At 45.0% G+C, this 18,581-nt stretch carries 18 protein-coding genes; 8 read left to right on the top strand and 10 right to left on the bottom strand.

Annotated features, from left to right (window positions below; translation table 11 throughout):
* Positions 1 to 65: 65 nt before the first annotated feature.
* Positions 66 to 1,454, top strand: coding sequence for a PLP-dependent aminotransferase family protein (locus ACLWBB_RS05895; protein ID WP_413290681.1), 1,389 nt, complete (start codon positions 66 to 68; stop codon positions 1,452 to 1,454).
* A 51-nt stretch (positions 1,455 to 1,505) separates the two neighbouring features.
* Here the strand turns inward: ACLWBB_RS05895 and ACLWBB_RS05890 are convergent, their stop codons facing one another.
* Positions 1,506 to 3,074: a S8 family serine peptidase gene (locus ACLWBB_RS05890; protein WP_413290680.1), complete on the bottom strand. Its 1,569-nt coding sequence runs from the start codon at positions 3,072 to 3,074 to the stop codon at positions 1,506 to 1,508.
* Positions 3,075 to 3,210: 136 nt separating this feature from the next.
* On the opposite strand from ACLWBB_RS05890, the gene ACLWBB_RS05885 reads away from it, so the two are divergent.
* Together ACLWBB_RS05885 and ACLWBB_RS05880 are read left to right on the top strand one after the other, a co-directional pair.
* Positions 3,211 to 3,999, top strand: coding sequence for an undecaprenyl-diphosphate phosphatase (locus tag ACLWBB_RS05885; protein WP_413290679.1), 789 nt, complete (start codon positions 3,211 to 3,213; stop codon positions 3,997 to 3,999).
* Positions 3,996 to 5,114, top strand: coding sequence for a mechanosensitive ion channel family protein (locus ACLWBB_RS05880; protein WP_413290678.1), 1,119 nt, complete (start codon positions 3,996 to 3,998; stop codon positions 5,112 to 5,114). The genes ACLWBB_RS05885 and ACLWBB_RS05880 overlap by 4 nt, the downstream gene beginning before the upstream one ends.
* A gap of 13 nt (positions 5,115 to 5,127) precedes the next feature.
* Here the strand turns inward: ACLWBB_RS05880 and ACLWBB_RS05875 are convergent, their stop codons facing one another.
* Positions 5,128 to 5,622: a hypothetical protein gene (locus ACLWBB_RS05875; RefSeq protein ID WP_413290677.1), complete on the bottom strand. Its 495-nt coding sequence runs from the start codon at positions 5,620 to 5,622 to the stop codon at positions 5,128 to 5,130.
* 12 nt (positions 5,623 to 5,634) lie between these two features.
* The gene (locus ACLWBB_RS05870; RefSeq protein ID WP_413290676.1) at positions 5,635 to 6,276 is read right to left on the bottom strand and encodes a hypothetical protein; all 642 of its coding nucleotides are present in this window, start codon (positions 6,274 to 6,276) and stop codon (positions 5,635 to 5,637) included.
* Positions 6,277 to 6,474: 198 nt separating this feature from the next.
* On the opposite strand from ACLWBB_RS05870, the gene ftsH reads away from it, so the two are divergent.
* From ftsH to ACLWBB_RS05850, 4 genes are read left to right on the top strand one after another with little or no spacing between them, the layout of a single operon-like run.
* On the top strand, positions 6,475 to 8,310 hold the full coding sequence (ftsH, locus tag ACLWBB_RS05865) for an ATP-dependent zinc metalloprotease FtsH (RefSeq protein WP_413291590.1): 1,836 nt from the start codon (positions 6,475 to 6,477) through the stop codon (positions 8,308 to 8,310).
* 57 nt (positions 8,311 to 8,367) lie between these two features.
* A complete protein-coding gene (locus tag ACLWBB_RS05860) occupies positions 8,368 to 9,321 on the top strand; it encodes an ATP-binding cassette domain-containing protein (RefSeq protein ID WP_413290675.1) in 954 nt (317 codons plus the stop codon).
* Positions 9,318 to 10,097: a hypothetical protein gene (locus ACLWBB_RS05855; protein ID WP_413290674.1), complete on the top strand. Its 780-nt coding sequence runs from the start codon at positions 9,318 to 9,320 to the stop codon at positions 10,095 to 10,097. The genes ACLWBB_RS05860 and ACLWBB_RS05855 overlap by 4 nt, the downstream gene beginning before the upstream one ends.
* On the top strand, positions 10,098 to 10,874 hold the full coding sequence (locus ACLWBB_RS05850) for an ABC-2 family transporter protein (protein WP_413290673.1): 777 nt from the start codon (positions 10,098 to 10,100) through the stop codon (positions 10,872 to 10,874).
* A gap of 29 nt (positions 10,875 to 10,903) precedes the next feature.
* Here the strand turns inward: ACLWBB_RS05850 and ACLWBB_RS05845 are convergent, their stop codons facing one another.
* The 7 genes from ACLWBB_RS05845 to ACLWBB_RS05815 all read right to left on the bottom strand — a co-directional run bounded on the left by ACLWBB_RS05845 (position 10,904) and on the right by ACLWBB_RS05815 (position 17,723).
* Positions 10,904 to 11,506 carry a hypothetical protein gene (locus ACLWBB_RS05845; protein WP_413290672.1) on the bottom strand — a complete coding sequence of 201 codons (603 nt, stop codon included), beginning with the start codon at positions 11,504 to 11,506 and terminating at the stop codon, positions 10,904 to 10,906.
* Between the two features lie 206 nt (positions 11,507 to 11,712).
* Complete coding sequence (locus ACLWBB_RS05840) at positions 11,713 to 13,212, bottom strand: di-heme oxidoredictase family protein (RefSeq protein ID WP_413290671.1); 1,500 nt, start codon at positions 13,210 to 13,212, stop codon at positions 11,713 to 11,715.
* A gap of 15 nt (positions 13,213 to 13,227) precedes the next feature.
* Positions 13,228 to 14,307 (bottom strand): imelysin family protein, encoded by a 1,080-nt coding sequence (locus ACLWBB_RS05835; protein ID WP_413290670.1) that lies wholly within the window; start codon positions 14,305 to 14,307, stop codon positions 13,228 to 13,230.
* A gap of 45 nt (positions 14,308 to 14,352) precedes the next feature.
* On the bottom strand, positions 14,353 to 15,573 hold the full coding sequence (locus ACLWBB_RS05830; RefSeq protein WP_413290669.1) for a hypothetical protein: 1,221 nt from the start codon (positions 15,571 to 15,573) through the stop codon (positions 14,353 to 14,355).
* Positions 15,574 to 15,696: 123 nt separating this feature from the next.
* On the bottom strand, positions 15,697 to 16,536 hold the full coding sequence (locus tag ACLWBB_RS05825; protein WP_413290668.1) for an FTR1 family iron permease: 840 nt from the start codon (positions 16,534 to 16,536) through the stop codon (positions 15,697 to 15,699).
* 14 nt (positions 16,537 to 16,550) lie between these two features.
* Positions 16,551 to 16,874: a cupredoxin domain-containing protein gene (locus tag ACLWBB_RS05820; protein WP_413290667.1), complete on the bottom strand. Its 324-nt coding sequence runs from the start codon at positions 16,872 to 16,874 to the stop codon at positions 16,551 to 16,553.
* A gap of 105 nt (positions 16,875 to 16,979) precedes the next feature.
* Positions 16,980 to 17,723, bottom strand: a complete 744-nt coding sequence (locus ACLWBB_RS05815; RefSeq protein ID WP_413290666.1) for a helix-turn-helix domain-containing protein — start codon at positions 17,721 to 17,723, stop codon at positions 16,980 to 16,982.
* 57 nt (positions 17,724 to 17,780) lie between these two features.
* Between ACLWBB_RS05815 and ACLWBB_RS05810 the strand changes: the two genes are divergently transcribed.
* Entirely contained in the window at positions 17,781 to 18,572 is a 792-nt protein-coding gene (locus tag ACLWBB_RS05810) for a class I SAM-dependent methyltransferase (protein ID WP_413290665.1), read from the top strand.
* Positions 18,573 to 18,581 lie beyond the last annotated feature (9 nt).

Below are 18,581 nucleotides of genomic sequence, written 5' to 3'. Positions count from 1 at the left end.
GAATTTAAGACTCTTTTGGTCTATTTAAAATAACCAGAAACAATATTTCATATAGACCAGAGAAAATGAAAAATACTATCTACCAAAAAGTTTATTCAGATCTCATCTCGAAGATGAAAAACGCAACTCTTAAATCAGGGGACGCACTCCCGTCGACAAGGGATCTGTCCAGACTCTATCGCTGCCACCGATTTACCATTATGCGAGTTTGCCAAGATCTCGTTGCGGAAGGATGGATTGAATCCACTCCAAGATCTAAATACATTGTCTCTGCAAAAATCCCAGTCACCGACTCAGCTAAAACGACTAAATCTAAAAACAAAAAGTCCCTGTCCGAGATCGCACTTTCTCAGCCAGTGATAGATCTTGAGCGAACAAGATATAGACTGGAGTTTTGGGGCGGACAGCCCGATCTCAGATTGTTTCCAAAAGACGAATTTCGCAGAGTCCTGTCTGCGGGCCTTAAGCGTACTAAACCCGATCAACTCAACTATGGACTGACGAATGGGTTGGAGTCCTGCCTCAAAGAGGTCTCGGAATATCTCAGGAAAAGTCGAAACCTAACATCCAAAGACTACATGGTCACCAATGGGTCCCAAGAAGCGCTCTATCTTGCAACACGGACATTTGTAAAGCCAGGGGACAAGATCGCCGTTGAAAGAAAAGGCTATCCCCCTGCTTGGAGACTCTTTGAAAGCTTGGGGGCTATTCTCGTTCCGATTGAAGTCGACACTGAAGGCCTCAATACCGACGATCTTAAAGAGAAGTTAAAAAAACACGATATCAAGATGATCTATGTGACTCCTCTTCATCAATATCCGACGACGGTGGGTTTAAGCCCTCGGCGCCGTCAAAATCTGATTCAAATAGCGGAGCGCCACCACATTCCTATTCTTGAGGACGACTATGATAACGAGTTTCACTATATCGGCCCACCGCCTTCGCCGATTTCAGCCGAAACTGATTTGGGAATCTACGTTTGCAGTTTTTCAAAAGTATTGTTTCCTGGAGCACGTTTAGGAGTTCTCGGGTGCGACGCTAATATCCTAGAAAAAATGAGCTATCAGAAATATTTGATTTCTAGACAAACCGATTCCTTGAGCCAAATCGGACTGGGAGCTTGGATCCGTGATGGTGGCTTTGAACGACACTTAAGAAAAACGCGCCGAATTTATGAAGGCCGCTATTTTCACATGATCGAAGAACTTAAAAAAATTCAGGCGCAGCACCAAATAGATTGGATCAATCCTAATGGAGGCATGTCGATTTGGGTGAATTTGCGCCAGGATTCGGCAAGCGTCGCAAATCGAGCAAAGAGCAAAAGTGTTTTCTTTCAAAATGAAAGCTCCATGGACTATCTGAAGTCTCGGGGCACACACTTAAGAATCGGCTTCGCCGGAGTAAATGAAAAAGAAATCACAGAGGGGCTCAGGATTTTGAGAGATCTGCTATAACAAAAAAGGCCCCGTTTCCGGAGCCTTTTCTTTCTTCATTTCAATTCTCAATTATGGTTGAGAGCAGAACGGAAGTTGTGGTTGCAATTGGCAGATGATTTGGCAAATCATCGGATCGCCCAATGGGCATTGGCCTGGTTGTCCAGGACTGCCTGGTGGCTGACCCGGAGGCTGAGAAGGCGGTTGACCTGGTTGGCTTGGTGGCTGACTTGGTGGTGGAGACTGTTTTGAACCAACATTGATATCCAATGTAGTTGCAGTCTTACCAGAAGCATCAGTCACAGTGATAGTTGTTGTACCGTTGCTAGAAGCCGTCATCACACCCGCATCAGTAACAGAAGCTACTGAAGGATTTGCACTTACGAACTTGAATGGCGCCGTACCATGCAATACTTGGAAGTTGATAACTTCAGCTTGGCCAACTGTTGCAGCAGCAGGTACCAAAACCATTTGCTTATTCATCACAGCATCAACCGCTGCAAAAGCGTCAACACGGCAGTTACAAGCAGTTTGGATCTGAGCTTTCGCACCAGTTACTTGCAAAATCGCACGAGCTTGAGCACCAGTTAGTGAAGGATCTTGAGCTTTCATCAAAGCTACGATCCCTGACACAAGCGGAGTCGCCATAGAAGTTCCAGACAAATCGCCGTACTTATCGCCTGGCAATGTGCTTGTGATGTTCAAACCAGGAGAAGCCAAGTGTACTTTTGCTAAACCGTAGTTTGACCAAGATGGTTTTTCATCATTAGGACCAGAAGCTGCAACTGTGATTGAGTTCGGAAGTCCATTGTTCGCAGGATAAACTTCAGTCACGTCATTGTTTTTGCCGTCATTTGCTGCAGCAGAAACAAAGATAAGACCAGCATCATCCGCACGCTTAACTGCCTCAAGAAGAGGAGCCGCTGTCGCACGAGGAACTGTTGCACCCCAAGATGCAGAGATCACTTGTACTTTGTTAGCGATTGCGTAGTCGATTGCTTTGATCGCGTTGTTCAAGTCACCAGATCCGTTTTCTGTTAAGAAACGAAGAGGCATGATTGAAACTTCTGGGCTGATACCGATGATACCGCCTTCAACAACACCCGTCGCACCGATCACACCTGCACAGTGAGTTCCGTGACCTGGATTTTGGAAGCCAGTTTTATCCATTGGATCATTGTCGTTTTCAGCAAAGTCAAAACCTGGGACCATGTTCGCAGCCAAAGACGCATGTCTGTAATCAACACCCGTGTCGATAACAGCTACAAGAACGTTTTTGCTGCCGCGGTTGCCCGCTCTTTGCCAAGCTTTTTCAGCTTGAACTTTTGCGTTCGCCCATTGATTTTTCAAAGCAACCGGATCCATTGGTGCTGAGAAAGCATGCAACTTGAAATTCGGTACTACGTACTCGATTTGTGGGTTGCTCAATAAAGAAGCTAAAATTGGAGCTTCGTTATTATCGTTGATGTCTACTTTAACAAGGCGACCCACCGTATGGTTGTCCAAGACTTGGATCTGATTGTTATAGGAAAGTGCCGACAGTGTTGAGAATGCATTGTTGCTTCTGTATTTCACTAGATACTCCCCCGCGAGCACCTGTGAAGAAACAAGCAACGCACCTAAAAATAGAACGCGTTTCATAGTATCCCTCCGTGGTAAAAAAAATCATAGTCAGGTTTATCGAACAAAAACTACTAAATTCTTGTAAGAATCTTAATTTTATGACACGCAAAGCAAGAGTTGATCGAAGGGCAAAGAACTATAACAATCCTTTGCCATGACATTACTGCAAGCTATCATTCTCGCTATAGTAGAAGGATTGACAGAGTTTCTACCCATTTCATCGACAGGCCACATGGTTTTGACCTCTTATATGATGGGAATAGAAGAGAACACTTTTGTTAAAAGTTTCGAAGTCATTATTCAATTCGGGGCCATTTTGGCCGTTCTTGTCGTTTACTGGAAAAGATTTTTGCCAAACTGGGGTTTCTACAAAAAACTTTTCGTCGCATTTCTGCCAACAGCCATCATCGGTTTCGTAGTAAAAGGATATGTCGACATTCTTTTAGGCCAAGCCGAGGTCGTTGCATGGTCCTTTATTATTGGCGGCGTGATCTTAATTTGGACTGATAAGTTCTTCGCGAAATACAACGATGAGGGCCGCACGATAGAACAGCTCTCTTATAAGGACAGCATTCTATTGGGCTTGTTCCAATCTATCGCGATGATTCCTGGAGTGTCTCGTTCTGCAGCGACGATTATTGGTGGTTTGTCCTTAAAGATGAACCGCAAAGAGGCCGCTGAGTTTTCATTTTTCTTGGCGGTGCCAACTTTAGCAGCAGCGACCCTTTATAAAGGGGTCAAACTCCTCAAAGACATCGAGAGCTCTCAGATTCATCTATTAATAGTAGGAAATGTCATTGCTTTTGCTGTCGCAATCTTAGCAATTAAATCCTTCATTCGTTTCCTATCGAGTCATGGCTTTAAATATTTCGGCTATTATCGTATTTTGATGGGCCTTATTTTCTTAGTGATGATTTATGCAGGTGTGGAGTTGAAAGTATGATCGAAGGTAACCATTGGCTTAATGAAACGTTTTTCACTGTTGCCGTTTGGAAATGGCTGACTCTTGTTGCGGCTTTCGCCCTCGGGACTATTTTCTTCTCAGCGTTTCGCTATGCCGCAAAGAAGCTCAAGCAATTGCCGTTCTTCAAGAAAAAACATGAAGGCTTTTGGTACTACTATGTACGTTTAGACCTGGAAGGTCCTCTTGCCTGGATTCTTTTAAGTCTTATTTGGCTCTTCACGATCGAATCCTTAGAGCTTCCAATCCGTCTTGATAAGTATCTGATGATCGCCGTGAAGATCATTTTATCCGTCAACATTGTCCGCATGGTTTACGTTGCGATGGATGCTGTCGGTGAAATGCTAAAATCTTACACCGCAAAAACTCAAAGCACTTTGGATGATCATTTAGCACCGATGGCTGTAAAAACAGCGAAGCTTCTTGTTATCATTCTCGGGGTTTTGATTGTTTTGCAAAACTTCGGCGTCAACGTGATGTCCCTTTTGGCGGGTCTTGGACTTGGGGGTTTGGCGTTGGCATTGGCAGCTCAAGATGCGGCTGCAAACCTCATTGGTTCTGTAATGATTCTTTTGGATCGTCCGTTCTCTATCGGTGATGCCGTTAAGGTGGGTGATACCGAAGGAACTATCGAGTCTATCGGTTTCCGTTCGACTCGTATTCGTACAACGTATAATTCCTTGGTAACGATTCCGAACTCTACTATGGCAAAAGATAAAATCGACAATATGGGTCTTCGCCCTTACCGTCGTATTCGCCAGGTTTTGGGCATTCACTACGACACTCCACCTGAGTTGATCGAGCACTTCTGCACACGCGTGAAGTATTTGATTTCGCAAGAACAAGCCGTGATGAAAGATACCATTCAGGTTTCATTCAATGGCTTTGCGGATTCTACTTTGAATGTTTTGGTGATTTTCCACTTGGAAGTCTTCGATATTCAAGACGAACTAAATCGTCAGCAAAAAATCTTCTGCGAAATTTTAGCCGCTGCCAAAGAGATGGGTGTGATCTTCGCGTACCCTACTCAAACTGTGTACTATATGCAGGATGCTCAGAGCAGCAATACTACTGCGACCCAACAGGTGTCGCAGTAGCCTTTGCCTCGATCTAGAACCCGCACTTCCAAGGACCTCTTTTGGTACTAACACCTTTCAACTTGATTGGTGGCTGAGTGCCTAGGTCCTCTAGCACTTCGACTTCGATTTCCGTGACCTCTACGTTCTGACAGTAATTACTTCTGTTAGTACGAGTCACAGTCCCTTCTACATACAAATGACTAAAGTGACTGAGGGCATTCTTTTTCAGGCGAACTACCAGATCTTCGATAAGCACAGGGTCCGTCACTCTTTCGGATTCTAGCGTATCAATCTCCACTCCAAGATCCTGCAAATTGCCAGGGTGGATTTTCACACGCGCAAAATGGACCGTTCTTGTATCGTCCGGATCCATAGGATAAGGGCGATACGAAGTTAAGCTCTGATGAGAAATCGCATCACGCCCCGGTACAAGCTGAATCGGTGTTGCCACTTTATCGACACTTCTAGTTAGCGCTTGCGCGAAATTTACACTGAGTAATGTTATTAGTGCTAAAAAATATTTCATAAAAATTTCCTTTTAAACTTTTTCAATTTGTAATGAGAACCCGACCCACTTGATGAGGTCCCCTTGGTGATCGCGAACTTCGACAGGGCGAACCACTTGCTCTTGTTCAGAGGGTTTCAATCTTTTTAGAATTTCATCGCGGCTATTAAGAGCATCACCTTCGAAATACAACTGCGTGATCATTTCGATGTACCCAAGCTTCGTCACTTTGTAATGGATATGCGGTGGACGCACCCATCCTGGAGCTGCCGGATAAGAGCCTGGCTTAATCGTTTTAAAAACGTACTGTCCCTTTGCGTCTGTTACTGCTTTTCCCCAATACTGAAAGTTCGGATCCAGTGGGGCCTTGTTTGGGTCTTGAGGATGATCGTATTTACCCGAAGCACACGCTTGCCAAATTTCCACCAAAGCACCTTCAACAGGATTGCAATTTTGATCGCGGATCACACCGCCCACCCAAATCACTTCGCCAAGAGCCGTGCCCTTTTTGCCCGAGACATTTGTTAAGTCCCAGTCTGTGTCTGCTTGGTTTTTGACAGGATAAAAAGGTCCTTCAGTCTGCTGAGGTGTTGGGGCACAAACCTCTGCGGCCTTTGCCACACTTGCTGCCATTAATGATCCAACGCCTATTTGTAAAAACTGTCTTCTTTTCATGGAAAACTCCTTCCCTTGCCTGAACGCAAAGTACGAGATTTCTATCCATAAATAAAATTGATTATAGTCCCAGTAGTAATAGGCAAAAACCTATACAACAAAATCCCCTGTCAAAAGGCACCTGGGCATCAACGGGTTCTAAGATACAATAAGGGCCTTCAGGAGGTTAATGTGGCGGGAAAAAACTTTCCCTATCTTATGACCTTTTTCGTTCTGAGTCTGATTTTGTGGATGCCTTACTTCTTGCAAGGCACAGCTAAATCCGTCGAAATCCCCTATAGCGAATTTGAAACCTTGCTGTCTGAAAAGAAAGTCGACCAGTTAGTCGTGACAGATCAATTCATCCGAGGTCAATTCAAAGAACCCCGCAAAGATAGTAAAACAGAATTTATCACCGTCCGCGTGCCCCCGGACCTTGCCAAATCTTTGGCAGAGTCTGGTGTGACCTATACCAAAGCACTTGAATCCACGTTTTTCAAAGACCTTTTGTCTTGGACTCTGCCCGCTTTGATATTCATTGGCTTTTGGATTTTGCTGGGCCGGTATATGGCCTCGAAAGGTGGATTTGGCGCCGGAATGATGTCGGTCGGAAAAAGCAAAGCGAAACTTTATATGGAAACTGATACGCAAACCACGTTTGCGGATGTTGCCGGTGTTGATGAAGCCTTGGATGAATTACGCGAAGTTGTTGAGTTCTTAAAAAAACCCGAGGACTATAGCCGCCTAGGTGCCCGTATGCCGAAAGGAATTCTTTTGGTGGGGCCTCCAGGCACGGGTAAGACTTTAATTGCCAAAGCTGTTGCCGGAGAGGCGCGAGTGCCTTTCTTCTCGATCAGCGGTTCTGAGTTTGTCGAGCTCTTTGTTGGCGTCGGAGCTGCACGCGTACGGGATCTGTTTGAACAAGCCAGACAGAAAGCTCCGTGCATTATCTTTATCGATGAGCTCGATGCCTTGGGTAAAGCCCGAACTCCGCAAATCGGTTCTGGCGGTCACGATGAGAAAGAGCAAACTTTAAATCAGCTTTTGGCCGAGCTCGATGGATTTGATACCAAAGCCGGAGTGATACTACTGGCCGCAACCAATCGCCCCGAAATGCTGGATCCGGCACTGCTTCGTGCGGGACGCTTTGACCGTCAAGTTCTTGTCGATCGTCCCGATAAAAAAGGCCGTGAAGCGATCCTCAAAGTACACATCAAAAAAATTAAATACGAATCCAGCATCGAGATCGATGAAATCGCAGGTCTGACTTCAGGTTTTACCGGCGCCGACATGGCAAACCTTGTGAACGAGGCCGCACTCATTGCCACTAGAAGAAAATCAGAGATCGTCGAGAAAAATGATTTTGTCGTCGCCATTGAAAGAATTGTGGCGGGACTTGAAAAGAGAAGCCGTATTCTTAACGAGAAAGAACGACGAACCGTCGCCTATCACGAAATGGGGCACGCTATTGTTGCAGCAGCGCTGCCTGGTTGCGATCGTCCGCAGAAAATATCGATCATTCCTCGTGGTTTTGGCGCTTTAGGTTACACCATTCAACGTCCCACCGAAGATCGCTATTTGATGACTCGTGAAGAACTCTCAAACAAAATGGCAGTTCTACTCGGAGGGCGTGTCGCAGAATCTTTGGTTTTTCATGAAATCTCGACAGGAGCTGCGGATGATTTGGTAAAGGTCACCAACATTGCCGAAGCCATCGTGACTAAGTACGGTATGAGCCCGATGGTTGGCCCCATCGTCTTCGAACAGCAAATAAGCCCCTTCCTGGAAGGTCCCTATCAAAATATCGAGCGCCATATTCGCAGCGAAGCCACTGCTAAGCTGATTGATTCCGAAATTAAGAACCTGGTCGAAGATGCGCAGAAAAAAACAAAGCACACACTTATGGCCAATCGTCACATTCTTGAAGAAGGCGCAAAACTCCTTTTAGAAAAAGAAACTTTAACGGATGTCGAGTTCAAACCACTTTTCGAAAAAATTGTAATGACTCCGGAACCCCATCCAGAGCGCGACACCTGGGTGGATTTGCCTATCTAGCGGCAAAGTAAGCAAATCTTTCTTGCCGCAGGGAATGAAACCTTTTACCGTCTATAGATGCTTTCAATTTCAGTCAGAAATCTTTCTAAAACATATCCTCAACGCCACAAAAAAAGCGAAACATTTTATGCTGTTCGCGATTTGAACTTTGATATTCAAGAAGGCGAAGTCGTCGCATTCCTTGGTCCCAATGGCGCCGGTAAAAGTACGACTATTAAAATGCTCTGTGGAATTTTGACTCCGTCTGAAGGCAATGCGAAAATCATGGGGCTTCCAGCGGGCAGTCGTGATGCGAATAAGCTGCTTGGCTTGGTATTTGGAACTCGCAGTCAGCTATATATGCATATGACTGTGTATGAAAGCCTCGATCTGATTGCAGAGATCTACTATGTCACCGGAGCTGAAAAGAAAAAACGCATTCAGCACTTGGCTGAACTTTTTCAAATTGAAATGCATCTGCAATCACGCGTGCGCACGCTTTCATTGGGCGAGCGTATGCGCTGCGAACTTGTTGCGGCCCTTATCCATCGTCCCCGTGTATTGCTCGCCGATGAGCCCACAATTGGTTTAGACGTCGTTGCAAAAAACAAGTTGCGTGAACTTATTCGTCAATGGCAACAAGAGGAAAAAACAACGTTACTGCTGACAAGCCACGATCTTTCAGACGTTGAAGCCCTTTGCCATCGCTGCATCTTAGTAGATCATGGACAAAAACAATTCGACGGACCACTGGTTGGGGTCAAGGGCGATTTGCAGGGTGTGCGACGTTTGCAAATCACTGTCGCCGAAAGCCACATAGCATCTTTGCAAACGGATGCCCGTATTCAGTCGCTTAATAGCGGCAATGATTTCATTCACAAGTATGAAATGCACACATCCCAAATTCCAATGACTGAGACCATTTCGCGTTTGTCCCAACATTATGGCGATGCTCTGCAGGATTTGCAGATTTTAGAAGTTAGCCTTGAAGAAGTTTTGGGCAATCGCTTTGCCCAAAAAGGCCAGCGATGAGCGCTCTGTCGTTTCATTTTCGGAATGCGCTTTTTTCTTTCCGCGAGTCTTGGACGAATCTTGCAAACGGGCTTTTAGGCTTTTTGTTGTTCCCGGTGTTTATGTTTATCTTGGCCAATATGTGGCTTAAGTTTAATAGCCACCTCGGTAACTATACTTATCAAGAGATGCTAGCCTATATCGGCGTGACCGAAGTTCTATATATGACCTTTTTACGTAGCGGCAACATCATGCAAGCAAGCGGCGACTTCTCTTTAAGTCTGGCCCGTCCGCGATCGTGGCTGGCAACTCAGGGCTCGGCTCTGTTTGGAAAAACTTTGGGTTCTCGGCTTGTGATGACGACGTTGCTGTTTTTTCTGCTACTAGCTTTTGGAATTGGGTTCTCGACTTCACTGACAGTAGTTTTTCGTCTTGCGATGTTGTTGGTTCCCCTTGGCTTCATGCAAGTGTTTTATTCGCTGCTATTTTCCTCAGCCCAAGTTCGTTGGGAGATGACAAATTACCTAACCCTTCCGTTTGGTAAATTGTTTTTGGTCTTTGGCGGGGTCTTTGCCCCTGTGTCAGATTTCTCGGAGCCCGCGCGCTCAATTTTAATGGCGTTGCCACCATCTGATTTGTTTTTCCAACCGGCCTACTATGCGATCAAGGGATCTTTTTATCAGCTCTCAGCTGCCGAGTGGGCGCTTCGTCTGGTTCTGCAAGCCATCGCTTTGATGTTACTAAACGCGTGGTTTTTTAAAAACTCGCGCCATCATCACCAAAGTTTTGGGGGCTAAATGTTAAACCTCTTGATGAAAGCCTTTAAACACAACTGGAGCGCGCAGTCCTCGAACAAGGTCAACCTGTGGGCTGCGATGATCACGATGGTGGTCAATAATATTTTCTTTCTTTATGGAATGTGGTTGATGCTCTTTGATGGCAAGTCTCAGAACAAACCTCTGTTTCCCTATTACTTGACGATGACAGTGCTTGCTTACATCGCTTGGGGCGGCCTTAACTTTTTCTTGGGTGGCCTTCGCGAGTTAGGAGAAATGATCGATCACGGAAAGCTCGAGCCCATGATGGGCACTCCCCGCTCGCCGCTTTTATTGGTGGCCATTAGTCAGTCAAGTGCTACGGCTTTGGGGGATCTATTACAAGGCCTGGTGACTCTAGTCGCTCTTTTCTGGCTCTGTGATATTGAATGGGTTCTACGCGCGACTCTTGGTAGCGTCGTCGTTGTTATTGCCTTTGCTTCAATTTTTATAGCAGCAGGAACGCTGGCTTTTTTTGTGAGTCGCGGAGCACAGCTCAGCTTCTTTCTCATTGAAAGCACTTTGTCTTTTACAATGTATCCTGTGACAAAAATTCTGGAGGGCTCTTCGCGCTGGTTGCTCTATACCATTCCAGCGACATTGACCGCGACTTTACCGATGACGTGGATTGAAGAAGCTGGCTGGAGTCACTTTGCAGTAATGATAATTTTTACGGCGGGCGCCTTTATAGGTAGTATCGCGTTTTTCAATTTCGGACTAAAAAAATACCGAGCTGCCAGTTTTGTGGGAGCTCGGTAAATCTAAAAAATCGGTTTTACTTGGGAAAACTACTTACAGCGCTTGATCAAAGACTCTTGGATGTCGTCACCGCTATCGTTTGTAGAAGACAAAATCAAAAGATCGTCGTTTTGGCCCTGCCAGTTTTTCCATATTTCAGACTCATTAAAAAAGTCTTCATTGTCCTCTAGGTCGACCTGATCATAAATCGCTTTTGTGGTTTTTTTGTACTTGAGGACATGCATTGTCAGCTGTTCAGTATACAACACATCAGTGAGTTTTCCGATGACATCGGGAATCTCTAGTGGGTTGCCAGTGTAACAAGTGTAGTTTTGTTTTGTATCTGCACCTGTCGGAACATCCCCGCCTTCTAGGCGAATTACTTCCGGGTCTCCACCCAAAGCAGTCACTGCTTTTGCAAGTTGATCTTCTACGTTCTGGATTTTTTTGTAGCCGTCGTCACTAGTTGAAATAGTGACATATTCAGGAAGGGTTTTGAACCCAGACGCCGCTAGCTTCAAATTTAACGTAGCCACCGGAGTTATCGTATTCGTATTGTCGTCTACGATCATTACGGGAATACGCAATGTTGCTGCCGCGAAAACCTGAGTACTTAAAAGCATTGTTGAAACTAAAAGTCCGAGCTTTTTCATGGGTCACCTCATATTACGAGTCAATGAATACCTTTATATAGGCACTGACCGGTTTTATCCAATAAAGGTGATATCTCGGCCAAGAACCTACCGAATATCACCTTTTACAGTGCCTTTATTTCAGGAATGACAAGTTTATAGACGGCTATGAACCCAAATAGAAGTGAATATAAATCTAATTATTATTCACCCTATGAATATCTGGCTTATAAGGATTTTAAGAACGCCACCAAAGCATCGCGGTCCGCTTGTGGCAGATTCACGAATTTATTCTTCGAGTATTCGCCTTCGCCCCCGTGCCACAGAATGGCCTCTTCCAGAGTGCGTGCGCGACCATCGTGCAAGAACCCGGCGCGTGGATTGATGGTCTGAGTTTGACCAATCCCCCATAGCGGACGAGTCTTCCATTGGCGTCCATTGGCATCAAAGTCACGGCGACCATCCGCAAGTCCCTCGCCCATGTCATGCAAAAGCATATCCGTGAATGGATAGATTTTTTGATTGGCTAAAGCTGCGATCTTGTGCGGACCTGTCGTGAAACTTGGCTGGTGACAGCTTGTGCAGCTCACAGAAGCAAAGAGCTGACCGCCACGTTGAACAATTTCACTCTCGGTATCACGACGTCCAGGAACAGCCAGCGTGGTCGAATAGAATACCAACGCATCAGCGACTTCCTTAGTCGCTTCAACTTTAATATCACCAAGCTTGTGTTTAAAGGCATCGAAGAGTGGCGTATTAAAGATGCTCTCTAGTGGGAAAGCATAGTTAGTCACGCCAATATCCCCTTGAAGCGCGCCCATAGATTGATGGAAAACGCTCGGAGTATTATTTTTCAAACCAAAACGGCCTATGCTGACCGGATATGGATTTCCAGCCATTTGCTTTTCGATATCGAAAACGTAGTTTGCTTTGCCGTGCACACCTTCTTTGGAAAGGTCACGTGCAGCAAGTGCTATAATGTCCGATTCTTTAATTGCTTCCAAAAGTCCCAAACCGATCATCGGTGTTCCGATGCGGGCACCTATGCGAACATCAGGTTGAAACAGACGACTGCTTTTAGCACCGGTCTTTGGGTCAATAACAAGATCATACGGGTTTTCAATACGGAAGATCGGACGGCGAATCTCAACTGCACGGCCATCAGGATAAGTGAACGTGAACTTTTCATAGTTCATGAAAACTTGCGCCTGACCAACGCTCGGCTGATCTTCACGAAGTCCGTAAGAACCCAAGTGAAACAATTGCGTAGAAAAACCAGGAACCGCTTTCGGCGCGCCCCAATTGTTTACGATGCTCTTTACTTGGTTTTCTTCGGTGCCGTCTTCAATACTAATACGCAAGAAGACGGACTCGTTTTGCATCAACTGCACCCAGGTGTTGCCACCAGGAACAACCGGCAAAGCGCCGCGGCCGTCTTTAGCATGGCACGAAGCACAGCTCGTGTTGTTAAATACGGGGCCCAGTCCATAATTAAAATTATGAAGCTCGTCAGAGAAGTTTCTCTCGAACTGAGCATCACCATCAGTATGGAATGCCACTTCATCAGCGGTCAGATTTGCAGCTGGCTGATTGAAGGATTGCAACGACTGTCCTTTAAAATAAACCGTCGTGTCCCCGCCAAGAGCTTTAGCAGAAATAAAATCCGGCGTAGTCTGAGACAACGCCGGTAAAGATACGAACAAACTGAAAAAGACGAGAGCTCTCATCTATTTCTCCTTTAATTATTGATCAAGTAGAGGCAACACTTCGTTTTCCAACATCACGAACAACTCACCCAAACCAGCAATCGCAGCTTGAGTGCGTGCACGGCCAGCTGGATCAAAGATCGCCTGGCGGAAGTCCAAATTCTCTGGACCAGCAATTGCCTGGATCTGAGCAATACAAGCATCGATTTTAGCATCGACTTTAGCTGCTAAAGCAGGATCGTGTTCTACTACAAAGTCACGGATACCAGGACCTTGAGTTGTACCATAAGCACCAGTGTATACGCTCTTGATAGAACGAATGTTGTAAGCAAAGTCTGGCAAAGAGTTCCATGCAAACGGGCTTTCTACCAATGCCGCATTTGCAGAAGAAATATCACCGCCCAATGGGTCAGACATTTTACCAGTACCGACTTCGTCAGCAATCCCCATCATACCGCGGATAAGCTCCTCAAGAACTGCGCGCTCAGAAGTGTAAATTGGGTTTCTCATGTTTGGATTACGAACGATCTCCATATAGCCAGGAGCTGATGGAATTTCTGGATCATAGTTGTTTGTCCAAGCATAAGCCAAGCGGCCTGTGTACTCAGCAAGCAAAGTACTTGTTGCTTGCAAGTATTGAAGCTGTTTTGCATTGAAAGCAGCCAATGGTTTGTGAGGACCATTTACGCCGTTACCAAACAAAAGATATTCGATTGTGTGGAAGCCCTGAACATTCGTACCCAAACCGCGAACGAAGTCTGGAGTCAACGCACGGTTAGAAGCCAAAACAGCATCCAAATCCAATACGTTCAAAGGCCAAGTGTCCATCATTGGATCCAAACCCAAAGCATCTACTGGGCCGAACAAGAAAGCTTCAGAAGCTTCCCAAGGAATACGAGCATCGCGCCACGCTTGTTGAGCTGTAGCCAAGTTTGCTTCTGTCGGAGCTTGAGCAAATACATCCACTTTGTTTTTCAAATCCGCAGCACGTGCAGCCAAGTCTTTGTAAGTTTGAGTAATCACGTTAACGGCAACGTTTTCGATAATTTCTTTGTGAGTTGCTGCTTGAGCCATCATGCCCACAGACAACACCAATGACACGATCCAAGTTTTCATAAATTCTCCTCTGACTAAGTCAGTGCATAAATAAGTACTAAAAAATTAATCCGTAAGTTGGTCTAAATCGAATCCGAAGGCGATGCGCAGGTTTGAAGTCTCTGGCAAGCCTACTAGCTGAGTTTTTTCTTTGCTGTACTGAACTTTTACAAACATGTACTGGTCCCACCACTGAGCAAGACCGATCGAGTTGATTTCAGTTTCATAACGTGTATCCACGTAGTTGTTCCCGGCAATCTCTTCAAATGTATTCACATGTTCGCGCTGAATGTAAACGCCAAGATCATCCGTCAACATGTAAGAGAGCTGAATCGTTTGCAGAGCTGCTCGGGCACCAAGGTTTGGCTGTTCGGGTTTTACCGCATTGGCCAAGTTATTGTTGGCTGCAGAAACTGCATCCGAGTTTTGAAGAGATCCCCAAATACTTTGCCCCAAGATACCAACACGACCCAGGCGATAATTCACAAGAGCTGAAATGATGGTCACGTGAGCAGGCACAGTCAGTTTATCGACTTTATAACGATTGCTTTGCGAGTCCCCATAATAACCGGCAATCGCAAAACCGTAAGCGTCTTTCACAGAGCCATATTCAATGTTTAGTAGTCCCGCCACATCGTCGGCATTGGTGGATTCAAAGTGGCGTTGGTATCCGCCACCAACCCATGTCGACGAGTTATAGAACTCGGAGTTCAAGCCATTCACGAGACCGCCGCCAATTTTCACCATGCCAAAGCGTTTTTCGGCTAAAATACCTGTTTCAGCCCAGCCCACTGGAATCATGCGGGCCTCGGCATCAGAAGCATCTACGGCCAAGCGTTTTTTTGGATTGGTTAAGATAGAGCTCAAAGAGATAAAGATCGGAGCTTTTCCGACTTTCATTTCTACTTTGTTTTCGAAATACTTTTCGTAATAGATCTCGTGAAGAACGACTTCGCCGCCCTTTTCAACTTCGGTTTCGAATTCGCCGAACTCTTCAAAGTTGTCGAACTCCATCGCAGTCCCAGTTCCCCCATGCTCAAATTCGACTTCGAATTCAAACGCAGACGAGTTATTGAGGTAAAGCTTTCCTTCTAGCGCAAATTCTGTGAGGTCCACTTCACGTTTGGTGTAGGGACTCAGGTTTTGCTGGGTTTTGAACTTGTCGTACTGACGGGCCGTCAAATAGCCATAAGCTGTGTATTCAAAGAACGGATACTCTTGCGCTTGTGCCAAAGACGCAATGGTCAGACTGGTTAAGAGAGTGGCGAAAAGGAACTTCAGTTTCATTAGATACTCCGAGTGATCTCGGCGTTTCTAGGCGCTTAGGGACATAATGTCAAAACGGGGCTTCAGAGGCCCCGTTGTTGAAAATACGCTACAAGCTCATTGATAACTAATCGAGAAACGGAGTTAAGACTGAGCTCCCTGTCCTCGTTTGTTCCACATTAATAAAGAGACCGCAGCGGCCCAGAAGGCGCCGTATGCCAGCACCAGTGTCAATGAAGGCATTGGCGTATAACCCACAAGTTGAGTTGCGATTTTGCCAATGAGGCTCTCAGAGCCTAAAAGTGCACTGCTATTCCAGAGGGGGTTCAGTCCTGAAGGAATGTATTCCAACTCAATCATTTTATTTACACCACTTACCAGCATTGAGGCTGCGGCCCCTAACAAGAACAGGTTTGTAATTCTAAAGAAGTTCTTAATGCCGACAAAACGTGTGGTTTTGGAAATTCCATACATCAAACCTACGGAACTCGCGATACCAAGCAGGCACGCCAAACCAATCAAAGAGTAAGAGGCAGCAGCACCTTGAGACATCGACAGACCATAAAGATAAACGACAGTCTCGAATCCTTCGCGGGTGATTGTATAGGCAACAAGAGCCAACAAACCCCACGTCAAAGTTTTGGTGTTTTCAGAGTTCACGGCTTTGCGGATGTCACCCGAAATTTGAGAAGAGTGTTTCGCCATCCACACAACCATGTGAAGCATTAAACCCGCAGCGATGAGTGGGAAAATACCTTGCAGAAGTTGGGCGTTGTCCGAGTCAAAAACAGAGTCAAAGTTAATCATTGCATAGCCAAAGCCAAGACTTAAAAACAAGCCAGCAACAAGGCCTGTAAGAATGAAATTGCGGGACTTAGACCAGATCCCTTGGCGAGCTAGGCCTGTATAAAGCAGAAATATAACAAGGACCGCTTCAAAACTTTCGCGCCAGACTACTAAGTAAGAATTCAGAAATTGCGCCATGGGGACCTCCGTCGTTATTTAACGATGATTTTTCCTTTTGCTGTTTCAGGATGGAATTCGCCAAAGAAAATATAAGTACCGGCCTTCAAAGGACCGATCTTAATACGTGCAGATTTTCCTGGAGGAATTACTTTTTCGCGGTGAAGTTCAATACTTTCAAACTCTTCCGCATCAGTGCCTTCGTTTTTAACCAAGAGTTCAACTTTTTCGTCGACAGCGAGTTCAACCATGTCTGGTGCAAATTTGCCGTCTTTAGCGACAATAACAATCTCACGAAGAGCAAAAGCCGATGAAGAAAGACCAAGGATAAGAACACTGAGGACTGCTGCGAATTTCATGGGTGGCTCCTTTTAAGCTTCTACAGCCTTTCCCATAAGATCTATAAACACGCAAAGAAAACAAAATCGATTATCACTTGTTTTTCATTTCACCGGCAACTCTGGTCAGCTAAGGTCGTATATTTCATTGAATATATCATCCGGCTTGTTGTCTATAATCACAGCCGAACTTATTGGAATAAGTTTATCCTTCTTGCCTTTGCTTGGTTGATTGGAGAGGGCCATATATTTTTTTAGGACCAAATCAATTTCTTCAATAAAATCGTCTAATTGTCTGCTGCTGAGAAGTAGACCTTTTAAATCTAGATAAAATCGTCCACCTTGAAGTCGTGGGTTTGTGCAACGCTCGAATAATACACGCAATGTCTTGGTGGAATAATATTTTCCAATCGGTCCGTCATCGCGCCAACTCACTGTTGCAGACATCACGGCCAAGTGTTTTTCACCATCGAACTTTACAAGTCCCAGTTCTTTAAGTTTTTTCAGATATTTTTGAGAGCTTTTTTCAGTGATCTTAAACTGACTTCTAATTTGGCTCGGCGTTCTTCCGCACCTTATCTCGTAAAGATAAGACAGGTAACTTGGATTCTCTCCGAGAAACTTTTCTTGCTCATCGCTAAATTTAAATTCTTTTTGACTCTGCTGTTCAATGAGACTGAAAAAATCTGAAACCTCTATTTTAAAAAACTGGCAGACACCGATAATATTATCGAAGGTAATCTGTTTTTTTGAAAAGATCCTTTTGATCGCTGCTACCGAAAGCCCTAAGGCCTGAGCCAACTCTTTTTGAGTGGTTTGCTGGTCTTTAGCAAGGCTTTTGATCATCTCGATAACAAGTTCCTGATTCATGGTCCATATACTAATAGTATTCTTTTAAAATAAAAAGGGATATTAAAGATAGCCCTCATGATTTTTGGAGATGGTCTTGCCGTTTCCATCGGTACTCTCATACTTGGAGGGGCAATGAAATATTACGAAGAACATGAAGTGGCTTATCAAAATCTAAAAAAGAATGGTTATGTTGGCTGGGGAAAGAAGAAGTCCGTTGAAGAAATGATGGCTTTCTCTCAACGAAGTGAAATAGAAAGCGTTCTTCAATCGAGAACTTTTCCCTTAAACCCTCGCGCGTTGGACTTGGGTTGCGGCACAGGGCCCATATCCTTTTATTTGAGCGAAAAGGGGTTTAAGTCACTTGGGGTGGATATTTCAAAGACTGCTGTCATAGAAGCGAGAAAGATAGCTTCTGAATTGAAGCTTGATGCAGAGTTTGTTGTGGCCGACATTGTTCATGAGACGCTGCCATACGATAAGTTTCAGATTATTAGCGACAGTTCATTTCTTCATTGCATCGTCTTTGAAGACGAAAGACAAGCCTGCCTCAATAAGATTTTCGACTTCTTGGATAACAACGGTCTTTTTATTTTACATACGATGGTATCGGATCGAGCCATTGATTTCGGTTCCGATTTCGAACTCGATGAGCAAGGCGTTCTTTGGTATTTGTCCAAGGACGCCAGGACTCGGGATTCCATTGTGCACGCAAGCGGTTGTTGGGCTACTCCTCAAAGAAGAATTTTAACTGCGGATAGAATCCGCCAGCAAATGATTGCAGTTGGATTTAAGGAACTTCAGACAAAGTATCTATATGAAGAAAATAAATCAGAACCGCTTACTTTATTTGGTGTCTATTCTAGATAAACATTAGCC

Origin of the sequence: Bdellovibrio sp. HCB337, from assembly GCF_047302465.1 — a bacterium.
Taxonomy (GTDB): domain Bacteria; phylum Bdellovibrionota; class Bdellovibrionia; order Bdellovibrionales; family Bdellovibrionaceae; genus JACMRP01.
The sequence above is the reverse complement of the archived record's forward strand: the minus strand, read 5'-3'. Positions and strand labels throughout refer to the sequence as shown.